The 18,437-nt window shown below is 69.0% G+C and carries 16 protein-coding genes; 13 read left to right on the top strand and 3 right to left on the bottom strand.

What is annotated here, in order from left to right:
* Window positions 1-194: 194 nt before the first annotated feature.
* The 5 genes from VHD82_RS11505 to VHD82_RS11485 are packed head-to-tail and all read left to right on the top strand — an operon-like array spanning window position 195 to window position 4,936.
* Window positions 195-1,832 carry a histidine kinase gene (locus VHD82_RS11505; RefSeq protein WP_325700905.1) on the top strand — a complete coding sequence of 546 codons (1,638 nt, stop codon included), beginning with the start codon at window positions 195-197 and terminating at the stop codon, window positions 1,830-1,832.
* Window positions 1,832-2,425 (top strand): isochorismatase family cysteine hydrolase, encoded by a 594-nt coding sequence (locus tag VHD82_RS11500; protein ID WP_325700902.1) that lies wholly within the window; start codon window positions 1,832-1,834, stop codon window positions 2,423-2,425. Before VHD82_RS11505 ends, VHD82_RS11500 begins: the two co-directional genes overlap by 1 nt.
* The gene (locus VHD82_RS11495; protein WP_325700899.1) at window positions 2,422-3,318 is read left to right on the top strand and encodes a GntR family transcriptional regulator; all 897 of its coding nucleotides are present in this window, start codon (window positions 2,422-2,424) and stop codon (window positions 3,316-3,318) included. Before VHD82_RS11500 ends, VHD82_RS11495 begins: the two co-directional genes overlap by 4 nt.
* Window positions 3,315-4,733 carry an amidase gene (locus tag VHD82_RS11490; protein ID WP_325700896.1) on the top strand — a complete coding sequence of 473 codons (1,419 nt, stop codon included), beginning with the start codon at window positions 3,315-3,317 and terminating at the stop codon, window positions 4,731-4,733. The genes VHD82_RS11495 and VHD82_RS11490 overlap by 4 nt, the downstream gene beginning before the upstream one ends.
* 20 nt (window positions 4,734-4,753) lie before the next feature.
* Complete coding sequence (locus tag VHD82_RS11485; RefSeq protein ID WP_325701259.1) at window positions 4,754-4,936, top strand: hypothetical protein; 183 nt, start codon at window positions 4,754-4,756, stop codon at window positions 4,934-4,936.
* A gap of 40 nt (window positions 4,937-4,976) precedes the next feature.
* On the opposite strand, the gene VHD82_RS11480 is transcribed toward VHD82_RS11485, so the two are convergent.
* The gene (locus tag VHD82_RS11480) at window positions 4,977-5,447 is read right to left on the bottom strand and encodes a PH domain-containing protein (RefSeq protein ID WP_325700893.1); all 471 of its coding nucleotides are present in this window, start codon (window positions 5,445-5,447) and stop codon (window positions 4,977-4,979) included.
* A 304-nt stretch (window positions 5,448-5,751) separates the two neighbouring features.
* On the opposite strand from VHD82_RS11480, the gene VHD82_RS11475 reads away from it, so the two are divergent.
* From VHD82_RS11475 to VHD82_RS11460, 4 genes are all read left to right on the top strand, one after another.
* Window positions 5,752-7,614, top strand: coding sequence for an acetolactate synthase large subunit (locus VHD82_RS11475; RefSeq protein ID WP_325700890.1), 1,863 nt, complete (start codon window positions 5,752-5,754; stop codon window positions 7,612-7,614).
* The gene (gene ilvN, locus VHD82_RS11470; protein WP_325700887.1) at window positions 7,611-8,117 is read left to right on the top strand and encodes an acetolactate synthase small subunit; all 507 of its coding nucleotides are present in this window, start codon (window positions 7,611-7,613) and stop codon (window positions 8,115-8,117) included. The genes VHD82_RS11475 and ilvN overlap by 4 nt, the downstream gene beginning before the upstream one ends.
* Window positions 8,118-8,163: 46 nt before the next feature.
* A complete protein-coding gene (ilvC, locus tag VHD82_RS11465; protein WP_325700884.1) occupies window positions 8,164-9,177 on the top strand; it encodes a ketol-acid reductoisomerase in 1,014 nt (337 codons plus the stop codon).
* Between the two features lie 80 nt (window positions 9,178-9,257).
* Window positions 9,258-9,533: a DUF397 domain-containing protein gene (locus tag VHD82_RS11460; RefSeq protein ID WP_325700881.1), complete on the top strand. Its 276-nt coding sequence runs from the start codon at window positions 9,258-9,260 to the stop codon at window positions 9,531-9,533.
* Here the strand turns inward: VHD82_RS11460 and VHD82_RS11455 are convergent.
* Both VHD82_RS11455 and VHD82_RS11450 read right to left on the bottom strand, forming a co-directional pair.
* Window positions 9,530-10,366: a nuclear transport factor 2 family protein gene (locus VHD82_RS11455; RefSeq protein ID WP_325700878.1), complete on the bottom strand. Its 837-nt coding sequence runs from the start codon at window positions 10,364-10,366 to the stop codon at window positions 9,530-9,532. The genes VHD82_RS11460 and VHD82_RS11455 overlap by 4 nt on opposite strands.
* 34 nt (window positions 10,367-10,400) lie before the next feature.
* A complete protein-coding gene (locus VHD82_RS11450; RefSeq protein WP_325700875.1) occupies window positions 10,401-11,267 on the bottom strand; it encodes a TIGR03620 family F420-dependent LLM class oxidoreductase in 867 nt (288 codons plus the stop codon).
* Window positions 11,268-11,349: 82 nt separating this feature from the next.
* On the opposite strand from VHD82_RS11450, the gene VHD82_RS11445 reads away from it, so the two are divergent.
* The 4 genes from VHD82_RS11445 (at window position 11,350) to VHD82_RS11430 (ending at window position 18,256) form a co-directional block, all read left to right on the top strand.
* Entirely contained in the window at window positions 11,350-11,922 is a 573-nt protein-coding gene (locus VHD82_RS11445; RefSeq protein ID WP_325700872.1) for a helix-turn-helix domain-containing protein, read from the top strand.
* Window positions 11,923-11,990: 68 nt separating this feature from the next.
* Complete coding sequence (gene serA, locus VHD82_RS11440) at window positions 11,991-13,589, top strand: phosphoglycerate dehydrogenase (protein ID WP_325700869.1); 1,599 nt, start codon at window positions 11,991-11,993, stop codon at window positions 13,587-13,589.
* A gap of 87 nt (window positions 13,590-13,676) precedes the next feature.
* Window positions 13,677-16,979, top strand: a complete 3,303-nt coding sequence (locus tag VHD82_RS11435) for a S8 family serine peptidase (protein ID WP_325700866.1) — start codon at window positions 13,677-13,679, stop codon at window positions 16,977-16,979.
* A gap of 233 nt (window positions 16,980-17,212) precedes the next feature.
* Window positions 17,213-18,256, top strand: a complete 1,044-nt coding sequence (locus VHD82_RS11430; RefSeq protein WP_325700863.1) for a 3-isopropylmalate dehydrogenase — start codon at window positions 17,213-17,215, stop codon at window positions 18,254-18,256.
* Window positions 18,257-18,437: the final 181 nt, after the last annotated feature.

Raw genomic sequence — 18,437 nt, 5'->3', positions numbered from 1 at the left:
GGCTCATTACCGCGTGACCCCGGCGAAACCGCGACCGGAATGTGGGAAACCGCTGGTCAGTGCACTGGATCAGGGTGGCGGAATCGGCGTAACCGGGCGCAACGAAAGCGGATACGCACTCGAAATATGCCGTTTCTAGCTTTCGCACAACTTGAGCGAAGGGATCGGTGATGGGCCTCGCTGACAATCCGCAAATGGAAGATTACTCGCTGCGGTACACGCCCGCGGCGTTTCGGAAGTGGTCCCCGTGGATGGTGTTCCTGTCCTGCCTCGTCGGTATTTCCGCGATGGCCGGATACGCGCTGGACGCCGCCTTCGTGGACGCCTTCGGGTTTGACAACGCGCTGATCGGTTTCCTGGTCGCGGCCGCGGTGACGCTGCCACTGACCCTGGTCATCGCGTTCGCCATCGCCCGCAAGCACGTGGACATCGACCTGCTCACCCGTGGTTCCGGATTCGGTTATCTCGGTTCCACGCTGACCTCGCTGGTGTACGCGACCTACACGTTGATTTTCCTCGCCTACGAGGGCGCGATCATGGCGCAGGCGGTGACCGCGCTGACGAAATTGGACATCCACATTTCCTACGTCGTGGTGTCCGCGGTGATGATTCCGCTCACCCTGTACGGGATGTCGTTCAGCGCCAAGTTCCAGGCGTGGACGTGGCCGATCTGGATCGCGCTGATCGGACTGGCGCTGGGCACCGCGGCGACCGCGCCGGACGCCGGGCACAACATGACCCACCCCGCCACGGTCTCGCCCGCGGGCCTGGCCGGGCTCACCGTGCTGGCCGTCTTCACCATCGCCGCCGCACAGCTTTCACTGGCGACGCAGGTGGGGGAGCAGGGTGACTACCTGCGCCTGATGCCCGATCCCACGACGAAGAGCCGGGGCCGCTGGCGGCTCGCGGTGATCATGGGCGGGCCCGGGTTCGCGTTGTTCGCGGTCGGCATCTTCTTCGCCTCCACGCTGCTGGTCGGCTACGCCTCGACGAAGGTGGGGCCGGAGCAGGTCGGGGTGCCGGTGGACCTGTTCACCACGGTCTACGAGCGGCTCACCGGCAACCACACGGTGGCGCTGATCCTGGCCGGCGTACTGGTGCTGCTGTCCCAGATCAAGATCAACATCATGAACACCTACTCGGGTTCGCTGTCCTGGTCGAACTTCTTCTCCCGGCTGCTGCACCGCCACCCCGGCCGGGCCGCGTGGGTGTTCCTCCAGGTCGGGCTCTCCCTGGTGCTGATGGAGATCAACATCTTCAGCCACATCGTCGAGGTGCTGGCGTGGTACTCCAACGTCGGTGTCGCGTGGATCGCCGCGATGGTCTCGGACCTGGTGATCAACAAGCGCTGGCTCAAGCTCGCCCCGCCGAACCTGGTCTTCCACCGCGCGCACCTGTACAACGTCAACCCGGTCGGCTTCGGCGCGATGGTCGTGGCCGGGGTGATCTCGATGATCGCCTACTACGGCGCGTTCGGGACCACGGCCGCGGCCCTGTCCCCGTTCATCGCGCTGGCCGTCGCGCTGGTGCTGCCGCCGATCGTCGCGCTGGCCACGAAGGGCCGCTGGTACATAGCCCGCGAGTCCGAGCTGCCCGAGAACGACGGTGAACTGCCGTGCTCGGTCTGCGGTGGTGACTACGACATCACCGACATGGCGACCTGCCCGTTCCACGGCGGCACGATCTGTTCCCTGTGCTGCTCCACCGAAGGCGCCTGCAAGGACGCCTGCAAACCGAGCGCCTGGCGGCCGCCCAAGGGCGGCACCCCGCTCGGCATGCCGAAGTTCGCCCCGGCCGCGGAAAAGCCCGCTCCCGAACTGGAGGTCGCGTGATGAAGGCCATGCTGGTGATCGACATGCAGAACGGCTTCTGCCATGCCGACGGCTCACTGCCCAAGCTCGGCGCCGGGCTGGCCGGGGGTGACGAAGCGGTGGCGAACGCCGCCGTCGCCGTGGCGAGCGCGCGTGCGCAGGGGATGCCGGTGGTTTTCACGCGGCACGTCTACCGTCCCGGCTTCTACGACGAGGGCCCGTGGTTGACCGGCCGCAGTCCCGAGCTCTCGGCGGTGGGCGGTTTGCTCTCGGGCAGCTGGGACGGCGATGTCGTGGACGCGCTCGCCCGCCGCGAGGACGACCTCGTGGTCGACAAGTGCCGGCTCGACGCGTTCCAGTGGACCTCGCTCGAACCGCTGCTGCGCGGGCTCGGCGCGACCGAGCTCGTGGTCTGCGGGGTGGTGACGAACTTCTGCGTCGAGACCACCGTGCGGTCGGCGATCATGCGGGACTTCGAGGTCACCCTCCTCGAGGACGCTTGCGCGGCGCAGACCCCGCGGCTGCACGAGATCGGGATCGAGGTGATGCGGGACTGCGGGTTCGCCACCGTGGTCAGCGTTGCCGAGTTCGCCGGGGTCGCGGTGGCGGCGTGAGCGAGCGTGCGAGCGAACGATCGAACACCATGCTGGCCGACAACGTCGCCGCGGCCGGCCGCGTCCAACAGCGCCGCATGATCGGGTTGGCGCGTAACACCGAGGTCATCCACCGGAGATCACCGGGCAATGGCGGGTACCTACCGTCCCCGAGGGTGAGCCCCGCTACCCGGCAGCCGCGTATTCACGAGGTGCGCCGCCTGCGCGACATGCTGCGCGCCGCGGTGTACGCCGGGCAGTTCGAGGACGGCGTGCTGCCCAGCGAAGCGGAACTGATGTCCGCGCACCGGCTTTCCCGGGCGACGGTGCGGGAAGCGTTGGCGCTGCTGCGGAACGAGGGCCTGATCGAACGCACCCAGGGCATCGGCACGCACGCGATCGTGGACAGCGTCAGCACCCCGTGGACCGAGGCGCACGGCACGGCCGAGCCGGCGCCGGACAGCATGTTCAACCGCCGGATGCGGCCGCGGGTGATCGACCGCTCCATCGTGACCGTGCCGGCGACGGTGGCCGGCAGGCTGCAGGTGTCGCCGGGCACGCCGTGCCTGCGGCTGGAGTACGTGGCGCTGGTCGAAGAGGAACCGATGGCGCTGGCGACGAACTACGTGCTCTTCCCGGAGGCCGGGAAGATCCGCGACGCCCCGTTCGTCTCCGACTGGTACGCGCTCATGGCCGAGGCCGGGGTGGAACTGTCCGAGACCGAGTTCGTGTTCGGCTGCGAACTGGCCGACGCCCCGCTGGCCGCCGCGCTCGGCATCCGCGAAGGCGCCCCGCTGATCAGCATGGAACAGCTGATCTACGACCGCTCCGGGCGCCCGTTCGACCTGGCCTTCATCCACACCTGCGGCGAGCGTTTCCGTTTCGTCTCCCGTGTTTTCAAGGAGCTCCGATGACCGAACTGCCCAAAACCCTGACCGACGCGGCGAAAGCACTGCGCGAAGGCACTGTCACTTCCGTCGCGCTGACCGAGGCCGCGATCGCCGCCGCGGACGCCTCCGACGAGACCATCGGCACCTACCTGGCCCGCTTCGACGAGTACGCGCTCGAACGCGCCGCCCTTGCCGACGCCGAACTGGCGAGCGGTAAGGATCTCGGCCCGTTGCACGGAATTCCCTTCGGTGTCAAGGACATTCTCGCGATGGCGGAGGGCCCGACCACCGCGCAGAGCCTGATCCTCGACCGCTCGTGGGGCGCGGGGAAGGACGCGCCGACAGTCGCCAGGGTGAAGGCGGCGGGCGCGGTGATCACCGGCAAGACCACGACGATGGAGTTCGCCTGCGGGATGCCCGACGAGGCCAAGCCGTTCCCGATCCCGCGCAACCCGTGGAACCCGGAGACCTGGCCCGGTGGCTCGAGTTCGGGCACCGGCAGCGGCGTCGCGGCCGGTATGTTCCTGGCCGGGCTGGGCACCGACACCGCGGGCAGCATCCGGATCCCGGCGGCGTTCTGCGGGGTCAGCGGGCTGATGCCGACGTTCGGCCGGGTGCCGAAGTCCGGCTGCGTGCCGCTCGGGTACAGCCTCGACCACGTCGGCCCGCTGGCGCGCGGTGTGCGGGACTGCGCGTCGGTGCTGGAAGTGCTGGCCGGGCCGGACGCCAGTGACCCGGACTGCGTGGACGCGCCGTTCACGGCACCGGAGTTCACCGGCGATCTGACCGGACTGCGGATCGGGGTGGTGCGCGAGCATCACTTCCCCGAAGGCGGCGATCCGGCGGTGGAGGGCACTTTCGACGCCGCGGTGGCCGTGCTCGCCGAGCGCGGGGCGTCGGTGATCGAGGTGGAACTGCCGTACTGGCAGGAGATGATCACCGCGGACATGATCACGATGGGCTGCGAGGCGCTGGCCTACCACCGCGGTGACCTGTCGCGCCGGTGGGACGACTACTTCGTCGCCACCCGCGCGATGATCGCCACCGGCGCGATGGTCTCCGGCGCGGATTACGTTCAGGCGCAACGGATGCGGCGGGTCGCACAGGACGCGATCGGGCGGCTGTTCGAGACCGTGGACGTGATCGCGAGCCCCACCGCGTCGGTCGGCGCGCCGGCGTTCCAGACGCTGCTCGGCCCGAACGGCGAGACCGACGTGTCGACGCTGTTCTCCTACATCCACACGCCGTACTGGGATTCCGTCGGCAATCCGGTGCTGGTGGTGCCGATGGGGTTCACCGGCGACGGGATGCCGTTGTCCCTGCAGCTGGCCGGGCCCGCGTTCGGTGAGGCCGCGATCCTGCGTGCCGGCGACGCGTTCCAGCAGAGCACCGACTGGCACCTGCGGGTGCCCGAACCGGCCGTCCCGGCCGCCGTCTGAGGAGGACTGTCTTGATCGAAGTGATGAAAACCCTGCTGGCCGCGGCGAAACTGCCCGCGTCCGAAGCCGAGGTGGCCGCGCTCGCCGCCGGCTACGAAGCCCAGCGTGCCGCGGTCGACGCGTTGTACGACGTGCCCGCGGCCCGTTACGTGGACCCGGCGCTGCGCTTCCGCGCGGCGGCCAGGATCGAGGACTGGGCCTGAGCAGCGACCGGGGGCCGTCACCATCTTGTGGTGACGGCCCTCACTGCTGTTCCGCGTTCTCCGGCTCGGCGGCGGGCTTTGCCTGCTGCTCGTTGAGATCTTCGACCAGTCCGGTCGGGTCCGGCACGCGACCGTTGGAAACCAGCGACAGCACTGGCAGGTGCCGGGCGCGCACGGTGGGCAGCGGGACGCGGCTTTCGTCGGCGAGCACCGCCTGCACCTTGGCGCGCTTGCTGATCGAGAACCCCTTGAGCGCCTCCCACGGCAGTTCCCGGTGCCCGAACATGGTGCGGATCGCCAGCCCTTCCGGAGTGGCGACGGTGCGGGTGCGGATGACGAAGACGATCAGCCCCAGCGGGATCACGTACATCGCCCACAGGCCGGGCACGTCGGCGAACGCGGCGGGGGCCATGCAGACCATCGCCCCGAAGATCGCGATCAGGGCGATCAGGGGAATGCGGAAGACCGCTTTCCTGCGCTTCACCGGTTGGGTCTCGGCTGTCTCGGCCATGCCACGATGGTGCACCGCGCGCGTGAGGTGGGGAAAGGCGGGGCGTCCGACAGTCGGGCTGCTCAGTATCCGGGATCACGATCCCAGTGAGTTGACACCGTTCGCAACCATTCGTTAACGTCGTGCCCGTGATACCGCAGATCGGTCTTGTACTTTCCCCGCGCGTCGACGCGTAGGGAAGCCAGCCCCTGCATCGACGCGCGACCCTCGTGCGACCTCTTGGTCGGCGGGGGTTTTTTGTTGCCCTGACTGACAGAACCACGAACGAGTGACAGCTGAAGACGAGACCCACGAGGCAGAACTGATGACAAGCGCCACCTCGCGTTCGGAACCTAAGGCAGGCCCGAACCCGGCCACCGCGTCGCCGGCCCAGCTCGGAACCCGGCCCAAGCCCACCCCGCCCGCCGGCACGCCGGTACGGGTCACGGGTGCGCAGTCGCTCGTCCGCGCGCTCGAAGCGGTCGGCGCGGAGGTCGTGTTCGGTATTCCCGGGGGCACCATCCTGCCCGCCTACGACCCGCTCCTGGACTCCACGAAGGTGCGGCACGTGCTGGTCCGGCACGAGCAGGGCGCGGGCCACGCGGCGACGGGGTACGCGCAGGCCACCGGCAAGGTCGGGGTGTGCATGGCCACCTCCGGTCCCGGCGCGACGAACCTGGTCACCCCGCTGGCCGACGCGAACATGGACTCGGTGCCGGTCGTCGCCATCACCGGCCAGCAGACCCGCCCGCTGATCGGCACGGACGCCTTCCAGGAAGCCGACATCTGCGGCATCACGATGCCGATCACCAAGCACAACTTCCTCGTCAAGGACCCGATCGACATCCCGAGGGTGATCGCCGAGGCGTTCCACCTCGCCTCCACCGGGCGGCCGGGGCCGGTCCTGGTCGACATCCCGAAGGACGTGCTCCAGGAACAGACCTCCTTCTCGTGGCCGCCGGAGATGCGGCTGCCCGGATACCGGCCCACCCTGCGCCCACACGGCAAGCAGGTGCGGGAGGCGGCACGGCTGATCGCCGAGGCCCGCCGTCCGGTGCTCTACGTCGGTGGTGGCGTGATCAAGGCCGAGGCCTCGGAGCAGCTCAAAAGGCTGGCCGAGCTGACCGGGATCCCGGTGGCCACCACGCTGATGGCGCGCGGCGCCTTCCCCGACTCGCACCCGCAGCACCTCGGCATGCCTGGTATGCACGGTTCGGTGCAGGCGGTCGCGGCGATGCAGCGGGCCGACCTGCTGGTGGCGCTCGGCGCGCGCTTCGACGACAGGGTCACCGGCAGGCTCGACTCGTTCGCCCCGGACGCCACGATCGTGCACGCCGACATCGACCCGGCCGAGATCTCCAAGAACCGCAAGGCGGACGTGCCGATCGTCGGGGACTGCAAGGAGATCATCGGCGAGCTGATCGAGGCCGTGCAGGCCGAGACCGAGCGGCTCGGCAAGCCCGATCTGGACCCGTGGTGGACGCAGATCGACGCGTGGCGCGAGACGTTCCCGGCCGGCTACGAGTGGCCGTCCGACGGCACGCTGTCCCCGCAGTACGTGATCGAGCGGATCGGCCAGCTCGTCGGGCCGGACGCGGTGTACGCCGCGGGCGTCGGCCAGCACCAGATGTGGGCCGCGCAGTTCGTCAAGTACGAGAACCCGCGCACCTGGATCAACTCCGGCGGGCTCGGCACCATGGGCTACGCCGTGCCGGCCGCGATGGGCGCCAAGTTCGGTATGCCGGACAAGCAGGTCTGGGCTATCGACGGGGACGGCTGTTTCCAGATGACCAACCAGGAGCTGGCCACCTGCGCCATTGAGGGCGCGCCGATCAAGGTCGCGGTGATCAACAACGGCAACCTCGGCATGGTCCGCCAGTGGCAGAACCTCTTCTACGCCGAGCGTTACTCCAACACCGATCTCGGCACGCACAAGCACCGGATCCCCGACTTCACGCTGCTGGCCGAGGCGCTGGGCTGCGCCGGGCTGCGCTGCGAGACCAAGGAAGAGGTCGACGAGGTCATCCGGCGCGCGATGGAAATCAACGACCGCCCCGTCGTGATCGACTTCGTGGTCGGCAAGGATGCCCAGGTGTGGCCGATGGTCGGGCCGGGTGCCGGCAACGACGAGGTGATGGCCGCGCGCGGCATCCGCCCGCTGTTCGACGACGACGAGGTGACCGAGTGACCAGGCATACGCTGAGCGTGTTGGTGGAGAATGTCCCCGGGGTGCTCGCCAGGGTCGCCGGGTTGTTCTCCCGCCGCGGATTCAACATCGAGTCCCTCGCCGTCGGGCCCACGGAAAATCCCGAGGTGTCCCGGATGACGATCGTGGTCGCCGTTGAGGAGCTACCGCTCGAACAGGTGACCAAACAGCTCAACAAGCTGGTCAACGTCATCAAGATCGTGGAACTCGAAGAGTCCACGTCCGTGCAGCGCGAACTACTGCTGGTCAAGGTCCGGGCCGACGCCACCGTGCGCAGCCAGGTGCTCGAGACCGTGCAGCTCTTCCGTGCCAAGGTGGTCGATGTCTCGCCGGAGGCACTGACGATCGAGGCCACCGGCACCGATGACAAACTGTCCGCGCTGCTCAGGATGCTGGAACCGTACGGTGTCCGTGAGATCGTGCAGTCCGGCATGGTCGCGGTCGGGCGCGGAGCGCGCTCGATCACCGCCACGTCCCCCCGCTAAGCCCGCTAGGCCCGAAGAAAAAACCCGAAAGGAAGTTTTACCCCTCATGCCAGCCGAAATCTTCTACGACGACGACGCCGACCTCACCCTGATCCAGGGCCGGAAGGTCGCGGTCATCGGTTACGGCAGCCAGGGTCACGCGCACGCGCTGAGCCTGCGTGACTCCGGGGTGGATGTGCGCATCGGCCTGCCGGAGGGGTCGAAGTCCCGGCCCAAGGCCGAGGAGGAGGGCCTGCGGGTGCTCACCCCGGCCGAGGCGGCCGCGGAGGCCGACCTGATCTCCATCCAGGCGCCCGACACCGTGCAGCGCACCGTCTACGCCAACGACATCGCGCCGAACCTCAAGCCGGGTGACGCGCTGTTCTTCAGCCACGGCTTCAACGTGCGCTTCGGCTACATCACCCCGCCCGAGGGCGTGGACGTGGTGCTGGTCGCCCCGAAGGGCCCTGGCCACCTGGTCCGCCGCCAGTTCGTGGACGGCAAGGGCGTGCCGAACCTGGTCGCGGTCGAGAAGGACGCTTCAGGCAACGCGCTCGCGCTGGGCCTGTCCTACTCCAAGGGCATCGGCGGCACCCGCGCCGGCACCATCAAGACCACCTTCACCGAGGAGACCGAGACCGACCTCTTCGGCGAGCAGGCGGTGCTGTGCGGTGGCACCTCGCACCTGATCCAGGCCGGGTTCGAGACCCTCGTCGAGGCGGGCTACCAGCCCGAGATCGCCTACTTCGAGGTGCTGCACGAGCTGAAGCTGATCGTGGACCTGATCTACGAAGGCGGCATCGCCCGCCAGCGTTACTCCTGCAGTGACACCGCCGAGTACGGCGACCTGACCCGCGGCCCGCGCGTGGTCAACGCCGAGACCAAGGCGGAGATGAAGAAGATCCTGGGCGAGATCCAGGACGGCAGCTTCGCGAAGGAATGGGTCGCCGAGGACGACAACGGCCGTCCGAACTTCCTCAAGCTGCGCCAGCAGGGCAAGGAGCACCCGATCGAGGAGGTCGGCGCCAAGCTTCGCGGCCTGATGTCCTGGGTGGACCGTCCCATCACCGAAACCGCCTGAGCGTAACGGTTGTCCTGGCCACCTCCGGTGTTGCTCCGGTGCACCGGAGGTGGCTTGTGGACAGTGGTTAGTCTGTCGCCATGTCTGAACCCCAGGGTGCGGTCGACGACAAATCCGGCGTCCGCGACATACTCGATCTGGAATCCGCGCGCTGGCAACGCGCCGAGCCGGACGGCGAGGCCATTGCCGACGCGCTCGAATTCGCCTTCGTGCCGCACAGTGACGGGCTGACTTACACCGCGCTGCGGAAGTCCTCCGAGCCCGAAGGCACGGTGCTGATCTTCACTCCGTCCGAATGGGACGCCTTCGTGGCCGGCGTCCGCGACGGCGAATTCGATCCGCCCGCGACGAATTAGCGCGCCGCGATGCCCTCGCCCGCCGCGGAGAAGGCGAGATGGTCTCCGTAATCGTGTGATTCCGCAATGAGCCCGTCCCTGGTCCGCAGCACGAAGATGTTCGATGCCACGAACGGCCGCGCCCGGCGGCCGACATAGGCGAATTCGGCGATCACGATCTCCGGGTCCTGCCCCAGGTGGCACACCAGGTCACGCACGCCCATCCCCGCTCCGCGAGCCGGCGCGAAATGCCGTCGCAGATCCTCGCGGCCGTTCAATGGCGGTGTGTCGATCCCGAACGGATGCGTCACGTAGGCGTTCTCCGCATACAGTTCCGCGGTCGCTTCGCCCTTTCCCAGCGTGACGCCGAGCAGAAGTTCCTCCACCACCTTGCCGCGCACATCCCGCGCCGACGGTGTGAAGTTCGGGGCCAGCTCAGCCATCGGGATGTTCTCGTAGAGCTTCGCCAGTTCGCCGAGCCCGTCGCGGGCCGCGGCCATCCGGAAATAGTCGTGGTAGTCCCGCGAATGTGTGATCAGCCCGTCCCGCACCCGCACCAGCTGGATGTTGGCGCTGGAGAAGCCGTTCCCGTCGTAGGTGTACTCGGCGACGATCACCTCCGGGTCGGTGGTTTCGTGCACCACGACGTCGCGCGCCCGCAGTTCGATCGACGAGCCCATCGCGATGAACCGCTGCGCCACGGTCGCGCGGCCCGTCATGCGGGAGCCCGCCGGCGGGCGCTGGGGATGTTCGACCACCACATCCTCGGCGTAGAGGTCGCCCAGTTCGCTCCAGCGCCCGTCCGAGATACCCGTGCTGAGCCGGCGGAAGACGTCGGCGGGGGAGTCGCTCATATCCGCCAAAATACGGACTGATGACTCCGTTTGTCTACCCGAGCAGCGCGGGAGCCAGCCGTTCCAACTGGTCGACGGCCTCGGGAAGGCTGAAGCTGACCGGGGTCACCAGCACGTGGTCGGCACCCGCGTCCAGCTGTTCGCGCACTCGTTTCGCGATCGCCTCCTCGTCGCCCCAGGCCACGGCGGCGTCGATCAGCCGGTCCGGGGTGCCGTCGAGTTCGTAGCCGAAATCGCGCCATGCCTTCGGGTAGGCGCTCGCGCCCTCGGTGAGGACCAGCCGCACGATGTCGCGGGCGATGTCCCGCGCGCGGCCGGGATCGGGCTCCAGCAGCACCGGCTGCTGCGGCACGAGCAGTTTGCCCTTGCCGAGGATTTCCCGCGCGAAAGCGGTGTGCGCCAACGGCATGAAGAACGGGTGCGCGCCGTCCGCGGCCTCGCGCGACAGCTCCAGCATCTTCGGCCCGATCGCCGCGAGTACCCGCCGGAACGGCACCGGCGGCGGGTTGACGGCGGCTTCTTCGTCCATTTGGGACAGATAGTCCCGCATGCGGGACAACGGTTTCCGGTAGTCGCTGCCCACGCTCTGCGCCTGGAAGGGGTGCCCGGCCCCGATGCCGAGCACGAACCGGTCCGGGTAAGCCTCGGCCAAAGCGAGTCCGCCCGCCTGCATGGTCTGCGCCGGGCGCGACCAGACGTTCGCGATCCCGGTGCCGATCGCCAGCTGTTCGGTGGCGGCCAGTGCGATGCCCGAGCGGGCGAACACGTCGTGGCCGCCGACCGTTTCGCCGAACCACAGCGAGCCGTAGCCGAGCCGTTCCAGTCTCGGCAGGTGTTTCCGTTGCGTCTCGACGCTGCCCAGATGTGGGCCCTGTAACCAGACTCCGACCGTACCGCGCATGATCTCGCTCCTAAGGTGAGGCTACCTCCGCTTGAGTGTAGCGGAGGTAGCCTCCGATTTGTCGAAGCTATGGTTGAACGCGATGACCAGCGCGAACCCGAGAGCCATGCGAGCCGACGCCCGCCGCAACTACGAGCGGCTGCTGGCGGAGGCCCGGCGCGCCTTCGGCCAGTCCGGGATCGACGCCTCGCTGGAGGAGATCGCGCGCCGCGCGGAGGTCGGCATCGGCACGCTCTACCGGCATTTCCCCACCCGCGAAGCCCTGCTCGAAGCCCTGCTCCGTGAGCGTTTCGACGCGCAGGCGCGGGCGGCCGAGCGGCTGCTCGAACACGCCTCACCGATCGAGGCGCTCAAGGCGTGGGCCGTGCGGATGGCCGAAGCGTCCACCGTCTACCGCGGTCTCGTGGAAGCGCTCGCCGACGCGCTCGCGGACGAGAGCTCGCAGCTCTACCAGTCCTGCCACGGAATGCGGGAGAGCGCGGGCCGGCTGGTCGAGCGCGCGCACCGGGCGGGGGAGCTGCCCGAGGACGTGACGGTGCTGGAAGTGCTGCTGCTGGTCAACGCCGCGGCCTGGTCGAGCGAGCGCGCGCCTGGTGGCGAGCCCTCGCTGGAGCGAGTTGTCGATCTTGTTTTCCTCGGGTTGCGCGCCCGTTAACAGCCCGCCTGAACAGCGCGACTAGACTCGCACGCATCCACGGCCGCGCCTTCTTTGGGAGTCCCATCGTGACCAGCCCCAGCAAGCCCGTCGTCCTCATCGCCGAAAAGCTCGCACCCTCCGTGCTGAGCGTCTTCGGTGACGAGGTTGAGGTCCAGCATGTGGACGGTACTGACCGTCCCGCGCTCCTCGAAGCGGTGAAGGGCGCTGACGCGCTGCTGGTCCGATCTGCCACGAAGGTCGACGCGGAGGTCTTCGCCGCCACCAGCAGGCTGAAGGTCGTCGCCCGCGCCGGCGTCGGGCTGGACAATGTCGAAGTACCGGCCGCCACCGCCAAGGGCGTGCTGGTGGTCAACGCGCCGACGTCGAACATCGTTTCGGCCTGCGAGCACGCCATCGCGCTGCTGCTCGCCGTCGCCCGCCGTGTGCCGGCCGCGAACGAGAGCCTGCGCGGGGGCGAGTGGAAGCGCAGCGCGTACACCGGCATCGAGCTGAACGGCAAGACCATCGGCGTCGTCGGTTTCGGCAAGATCGGCCAGCTGTTCGCCCAGCGGCTCGCCGCCTTCGACACCACGATCATCGCGTACGACCCGTACGTTTCGGCCGCGCGCGCCGCGCAGCTGGGCGCCGAGCTGGTCAGCCTGGACGAGCTGCTCGCCCGCGCCGACGCGATCTCGATCCACCTGCCCAAGACGCCGGAGACGGTCGGCCTGATCGACGCCGAGGCGCTGAAGAAGACCAAGCAGGGCGTGATCATCGTCAACGCCGCCCGCGGTGGCCTGATCGACGAGGAAGCGCTCGCCGACGCCATCCGCAGCGGCCACGTCGGCGGCGCGGGCATCGACGTGTTCGTCAGTGAGCCCACCACCGCCAGCCCGCTGTTCGAGCTGCCGAACGTCGTCGTCACCCCGCACCTGGGCGCTTCCACCGCCGAGGCGCAGGACAGGGCGGGTACCGACGTCGCGCACTCGACGCTGGCCGCGCTGCGCGGGGATTTCGTGCCGGACGCGGTGAACGTCGCCGGCGGCGGCCGGGTCGGCGAGGAGCTGCGCCCGTACCTGCCGCTGACCCAGAAGCTCGGCACCGTGGTGTCCGCGCTGAGCGCGAAGGCGCCGTCGTCGGTCACTGTCACCGTCAGCGGTGAGCTCTCCACCGAGGAGGTCGGCGTCCTGCAGCTGGCCGCCCTGCGCGGGGTCTTCTCCGGCGTGGTCGAGGACCAGGTCACGTTCGTCAACGCGCCGCAGCTGGCCGAGGACCTGGGTGTCGCCGTCGAGCTGGTCACCGAGTCGGAGAGCCCGAACTGGCGCAGCCTGGTCACCGTGCGCGCGGTGCACGAGGACGGCTCCACGATCACGGTCTCGGGTTCGGTCACGGGCAAGGGTGAGGTGCAGAAGCTGGTGTCGGTCAACGGCCGCAACTTCGACATCCGCGCCGAGGGCAACATGCTGCTGCTGGAGTACCCGGACCGGCCGGGCATCATGGGCCGCGTCGGCACCCTGCTCGGCGAGGCCTCGGTGAACATCGAGGCCGCGCAGATCAGCCAGACCACCGACGGCACCGACGCGGTCATGCTGCTGCGCGTGGACCGCGAGGTCGACTCGCACCTGCTGGAGCCGATCGGGGCGACGGTGGGCGCGCGCACGATTCGCGCCGTTACCTTTTCCTGACGAAAGTCGGGTTTCTGCCTCGACGCCCTAGTCGATCGCCGGGTTCTCGGCTAAGTTCTCGAACCTCATCCCGATCAGGAGGGGTTCATGAGACCTTGGACCCGGCGCTCGACCGCGGCCGTTTTCGCGTTGGTTCTGACCACGACTTTTCCCGCGATCGCGGCCGCCGAAGACGCGCCGGCCGCCGGGGTACCCGCCGCGAAGATCAACGCTTCTGCCTTGCAGGGCAAGCTTTCCCCGCGGCTTGGCGCCGCGAGCGGGAAGGCCACGGCGTTCATCGAACTCGCCCGTCAGCCCGCCGTCGACGCGTTCAACGCCGAGCAGGCCAAGGGAACCGGGCTCCAGCAGGCGAAACAGGCGGCGAACGCGGCCAAGGCTGGCGTCACCGGCGCCGTCGACGCCGTGCTGGGCCAGCTCCGCTCGGCCGACGCCGCGACCAAGGTGCTGTTCCAGACGGAAAACGCGGTGTCCGGAGTGGTCGTCACCGCGGACGCGGCGAAGATCCGCCAACTGGCCGCGCGCGACGACGTGGTGTCGATCCGCACGGTCGTCCCGAAAACGCGTGGCAACAACAGCGCCGAACAGCTGACCAACGTGCTCGCGACCTGGCAGCAGACCGGCCACTACGGCGACGGCGTCCGGGTCGGCGTGATCGACGACGGCATCGACTACACGCACGCCGATTTCGGCGGCCCCGGCACGAAAAACGCGTACCAGGTGATCGACCGCTCGAAGGCCACCCCGGCGTTCCCCACGGCGAAGGTCGTCGGCGGCACGGACCTGGTGGGCGACGATTACGACTCGGCGGGCACCACCGGCTCGCCCGATCCGGCGCCGGACCCCAACCCGCTCGCCTGCGGTGAGCACGGCACGCATGTCTCCGGCACCGTCGGCGGCTTCGGGGTCAACGCCGACGGCAGCACCTTCACCGGCGATTACTCGAAACTGACCGCGGAGTCGCTCAACGCGATGAAGATCGGCCCGGGCACTGCGCCGAAATCCCTGCTGTACGCGATCAAGGTGTTCGGCTGCACCGGGTCCACCACCGTCACGTCGCAGGCGCTGGACTGGGCGCTGGATCCCAACGGGGACGGCGATTTCTCCGACCACCTCGACATCGTCAACCTCTCGCTGGGCAGCGACTTCGGCGCACCGGACGACCCGGATTCGCTGTTCGTGCGCAAGCTCGCCCAGAACGATGTGCTGTCGGTGATCTCCGCGGGCAACGGCGGCGACCTGTACGACGTCGGGGGGTCGCCGGGCAACACCCCGGAAGCGCTTACAGTCGCCAGCAGCCGGGACGCGTCGGTGCTGCGGGACGCGGCGGATGCCGTGACGCCCTCGGACATCGCGGGCCCGAAGGGCGGGCAGTACAGCCAGAACTACGTCGGCTACGACAGCCTCGACGCGACGAACAGTGTCGTGAAGCCTTCGGACGCCGATGGCTGTGCCGCGTTCGGCGCGGCGGACAAGGCGGCCATAGCGGGCAGGTTCGTCTGGCTCGAATGGGACGACAACGACGCCACCCGTGCCTGCGGTTCGGCCGTGCGGGCGAACAACGCGCAGGCAGCGGGCGCGACCGGGGTGCTGCTGTCGTCCGGCGTCGAGCATTTCGGCGCGGGGATCGCGGGCAACGCGGCGGTGCCGATGTTCCAGTTCACCGCCTCGGCGACCGCGCGGCTGCGGCCGGCGCTGGACGCGGGAACCCTGTCGGTCCGGCTCTATGGCGCCGGGCGCACCAGCCTGCAGACCTACGACCAGTCCATTGTGGACACGCCGAGCACGTTCACCTCGCGTGGGGTGCGGGGACCAGCGGTGAAGCCGGACGTGTCGGCGCCCGGTGACACGATCTTGTCGGCGTTCCGCGGCAGCGGCAACGACCGCACGGTGCTTTCGGGCACGTCGATGGCGGCGCCGCATACGGCGGGCATCAGCGCGCTCGTGCGGCAAGCGCATCCGGACTGGTCGGTGGAGGAGGTCAAGGCCGCCGTCGTCACCACCGCGGGCCACGACCTCACCGGCGACGGGAAAACGTATGCGCCGCAACGGGTCGGCGCCGGCCGGATCGACGCGAAGGCCGCCGTGGACACCTCGGTGCTGGCCTACGTGCAGGACGATCCCGGCGTGGTCAGCGTCGGCTTCGGCACCGTCGAGGCGAGCCACCCGATGTCGCTCACGAAGACGATCAAGGTGGTCAACAAGGGCAGCAGCCCGGTCACGTACCGGGTCGGTTATCAGAGCAGCACGCAGCTCCCCGGCGTGCAGTACCAGCTGTCCACGAACTCCGTCCGGCTCGCGCCGCGGGGGATCGCGCAGATCCGGGTGACGCTGCGGATCACCGACCCGGCGGCACTGCGCAAGATCGCCGATCCGACGGTGGAGGCCGAGCAGGCGGGCCTGGCGAGGCAGTTCGTCGCCGACGCGTCCGGCCGCGTGGTGCTGACGCCGTCGTCGGGCGGGACTGCGTTGCGGGTGCCGGTGTACTCGGCCCCGAAGCCGGTTTCGTCCATCAGCACGCCGAACTCGGTGACGTTCCGCGGGGACCAGGCGGTGCTGAACCTCACCGGCCGCGGGCTGGACCAGGGCAGTGGGAGCCAGCGGTACGAGTCGCTGTTGAGCGTGCTGGAACTGCAGGCTTCGTCGCCGCGGCTGCCGAACTGCCGGGGCAGACTGACGGACGGATGCACGGTCAACGACACCGCGAAGGGCGGCGATCTGCAGTTCGTCGGCGCGGCTTCCACCGCGCCGCAGGCGAAGGCGGCGGGCGACCCGTCCGGCGCGCTGCTCGCCTTCGGGCTGTCGACGTGGGGCGACTGGGCGAACCTCGGCAGCAACACGATCCCGTTCGTGGACATCGACACCACCGGCGACGGGCACCCGGACTTCGAGTCCTACGTGACCAAGGCGACCGGGACCGACGTGCTGCTGGTGAACACGGTGGACCTGAACGCCGCGGGCTTCCCGACAGTGGACGTGCAGGCGGTGAACGGGCAGCTCGGCGACGTGGACACGAACGTGTTCGACACCAACGTGGTCGTGCTGCCGGTGAGCCTCGCCGCGCTGGGCATCGATCCGGCCGCCGCCGGCCACCGGATCAGTTACACGGTCGGGGTGGCCGGTTACTACGTCGCGCCGAGCAGTGCGGACGGCCTGGTCGACAGCGTCAGCACCCCGCTGTCGTTCGACCCGCTCGCCCCGGCGTACACGGTGTCGGGCGGCGGTGATCCGGCTCTGGTCTACACCGCCGAACCGGGCACGCGCCTGCAGGTCACCAGGAACACGGCGGCCACCGACACGGTGCAGGGCTTGCTCGCGCTGTTCCACCACAACGGCTCGGGTTCCCGTGCGGAGGTGATCGGAGTGCGGGGTGCGGGCCGTCCCGCGAGCTGAGACACGGCCACCGTGCCCGCGGCCGGCGGGCACGGTGCTGGTCCGGCCGACCCATCGGGCTCCCCCGGGAAGGGGAGGTTGGCCTGAACGGGTGTCTCGGGGCGTGGGAAATTCAGTCATAAGGGTGGTGCCGGTTTGGGGGATTGGCGACGGCCGGTAACCTGCCGTCGCTGGAGTTTTCGTGCGAACGGGGCCGAGGGCGCCCTTGAGCACTGGTTGACGGAGGTGTCTGGATGCGGCTCGCGGTGATCCCAGGAGATGGGATTGGACCTGAAGTGATCACCGAGGCGCTCAAGGTTCTCGGCGAAGTCGCCCCGTCGGTGGAGAGCACCACTTACGACCTGGGCGCGTCCCGGTGGCACGCCACCGGTGAGCTGCTGCCGGAATCCGTGCTGGGTGAGCTGCGCCAGCACGACGCGATCCTGCTCGGCGCGGTCGGCGACCCGAGTGTGCCCAGCGGCATCCTGGAGCGCGGCCTGCTGCTGCGCCTGCGGTTCGAGCTGGACCACCACGTGAACCTGCGGCCCGCGCGGCTGTACCCGGGCGTGCGCGGTCCGCTGGCCGACACCAACGCCGAGATCGACATGGTCGTCGTGCGCGAAGGCACCGAAGGCCCGTACGCGGGCAACGGTGGTCTCCTGCGCAAGGACACCGAGCACGAGATCGCGACCGAGGTCAGCGTCAACACCGCGTTCGGCATCCGCCGCGTCGTGTCGGACGCCTTCAACCGCGCGGAGGACCGGCCCCGCAAACACCTCACCCTGGTGCACAAGACGAACGTGCTGCTGCACGCCGGTTCGCTGTGGTCGCGGATCGTCGAGGAGGTCTCGCTGGAGCACCCCGACGTGACGGTCAACTACTCCCACGTGGACTCCGCGACGATCCACATGGTGACCGATCCGGCCCGGTTCGACGTGATCGTCACCGACAACCTGTTCGGCGACATCCTCACCGACCTCGCCGCGGCCGTCACCGGTGGCATCGGCCTCGCGGCCAGCGGCAACCTGGACATCACCCGCCGCAACCCGAGCATGTTCGAGCCGGTGCACGGCAGCGCCCCGGACATCGCCGGGCAGGGTCTGGCCGACCCGACCGCCGCCGTGCTGTCGGTTTCGCTCCTGCTGGATCACCTCGGCCAGCGCGAAGCGGCTCGCCGTATCGAGGCCTCGGTGGCCTTCGATCTGGCCACCCGCGACCAGGCGAACCCGGGCTCCACCACCGCGATCGGCGACCGGCTCGCGGCGCTGGTCTCGTCCAACACCCGCACCGTTTCCTGACCGGTTTCCGCGAACCCCGTCCAGCACATTTGGTGCCGGGCGGGGTTTGTGGCATAGTGGCGATGTGACTTTCTGCGCCATCATTATCGGCAAGCGCGCCGGATAACGTCCTCATCGGACACCCGGCGCGCAGACCTCTCGCACCCATGCGGGAGGTTTTTTTGTTGCCTGACCACCTTTT

The organism is Amycolatopsis sp., from assembly GCF_035546795.1.
GTDB lineage: Bacteria > Actinomycetota > Actinomycetes > Mycobacteriales > Pseudonocardiaceae > Amycolatopsis_E.
The sequence above is the reverse complement of the archived record's forward strand: the minus strand, read 5'-3'. Positions and strand labels throughout refer to the sequence as shown.

Excerpts from the sequence above, each read along its gene's own strand:
- VHD82_RS11505 (WP_325700905.1), top strand. The coding sequence starts at position 195 with ATGGAAGATTACTCGCTGCGGTACACGCCCGCGGCGTTTCGGAAGTGG.
- VHD82_RS11500 (WP_325700902.1), top strand. The coding sequence starts at position 1,832 with ATGAAGGCCATGCTGGTGATCGACATGCAGAACGGCTTCTGCCATGCC.
- VHD82_RS11490 (WP_325700896.1), top strand. The coding sequence starts at position 3,315 with ATGACCGAACTGCCCAAAACCCTGACCGACGCGGCGAAAGCACTGCGC.
- VHD82_RS11480 (WP_325700893.1), bottom strand. The coding sequence starts at position 5,447 with ATGGCCGAGACAGCCGAGACCCAACCGGTGAAGCGCAGGAAAGCGGTC.
- VHD82_RS11475 (WP_325700890.1), top strand. The coding sequence starts at position 5,752 with ATGACAAGCGCCACCTCGCGTTCGGAACCTAAGGCAGGCCCGAACCCG.
- ilvC (WP_325700884.1), top strand. The coding sequence starts at position 8,164 with ATGCCAGCCGAAATCTTCTACGACGACGACGCCGACCTCACCCTGATC.
- VHD82_RS11460 (WP_325700881.1), top strand. The coding sequence starts at position 9,258 with ATGTCTGAACCCCAGGGTGCGGTCGACGACAAATCCGGCGTCCGCGAC.
- VHD82_RS11455 (WP_325700878.1), bottom strand. The coding sequence starts at position 10,366 with ATGAGCGACTCCCCCGCCGACGTCTTCCGCCGGCTCAGCACGGGTATC.
- VHD82_RS11450 (WP_325700875.1), bottom strand. The coding sequence starts at position 11,267 with ATGCGCGGTACGGTCGGAGTCTGGTTACAGGGCCCACATCTGGGCAGC.
- VHD82_RS11445 (WP_325700872.1), top strand. The coding sequence starts at position 11,350 with ATGACCAGCGCGAACCCGAGAGCCATGCGAGCCGACGCCCGCCGCAAC.
- VHD82_RS11435 (WP_325700866.1), top strand. The coding sequence starts at position 13,677 with ATGAGACCTTGGACCCGGCGCTCGACCGCGGCCGTTTTCGCGTTGGTT.
- VHD82_RS11430 (WP_325700863.1), top strand. The coding sequence starts at position 17,213 with ATGCGGCTCGCGGTGATCCCAGGAGATGGGATTGGACCTGAAGTGATC.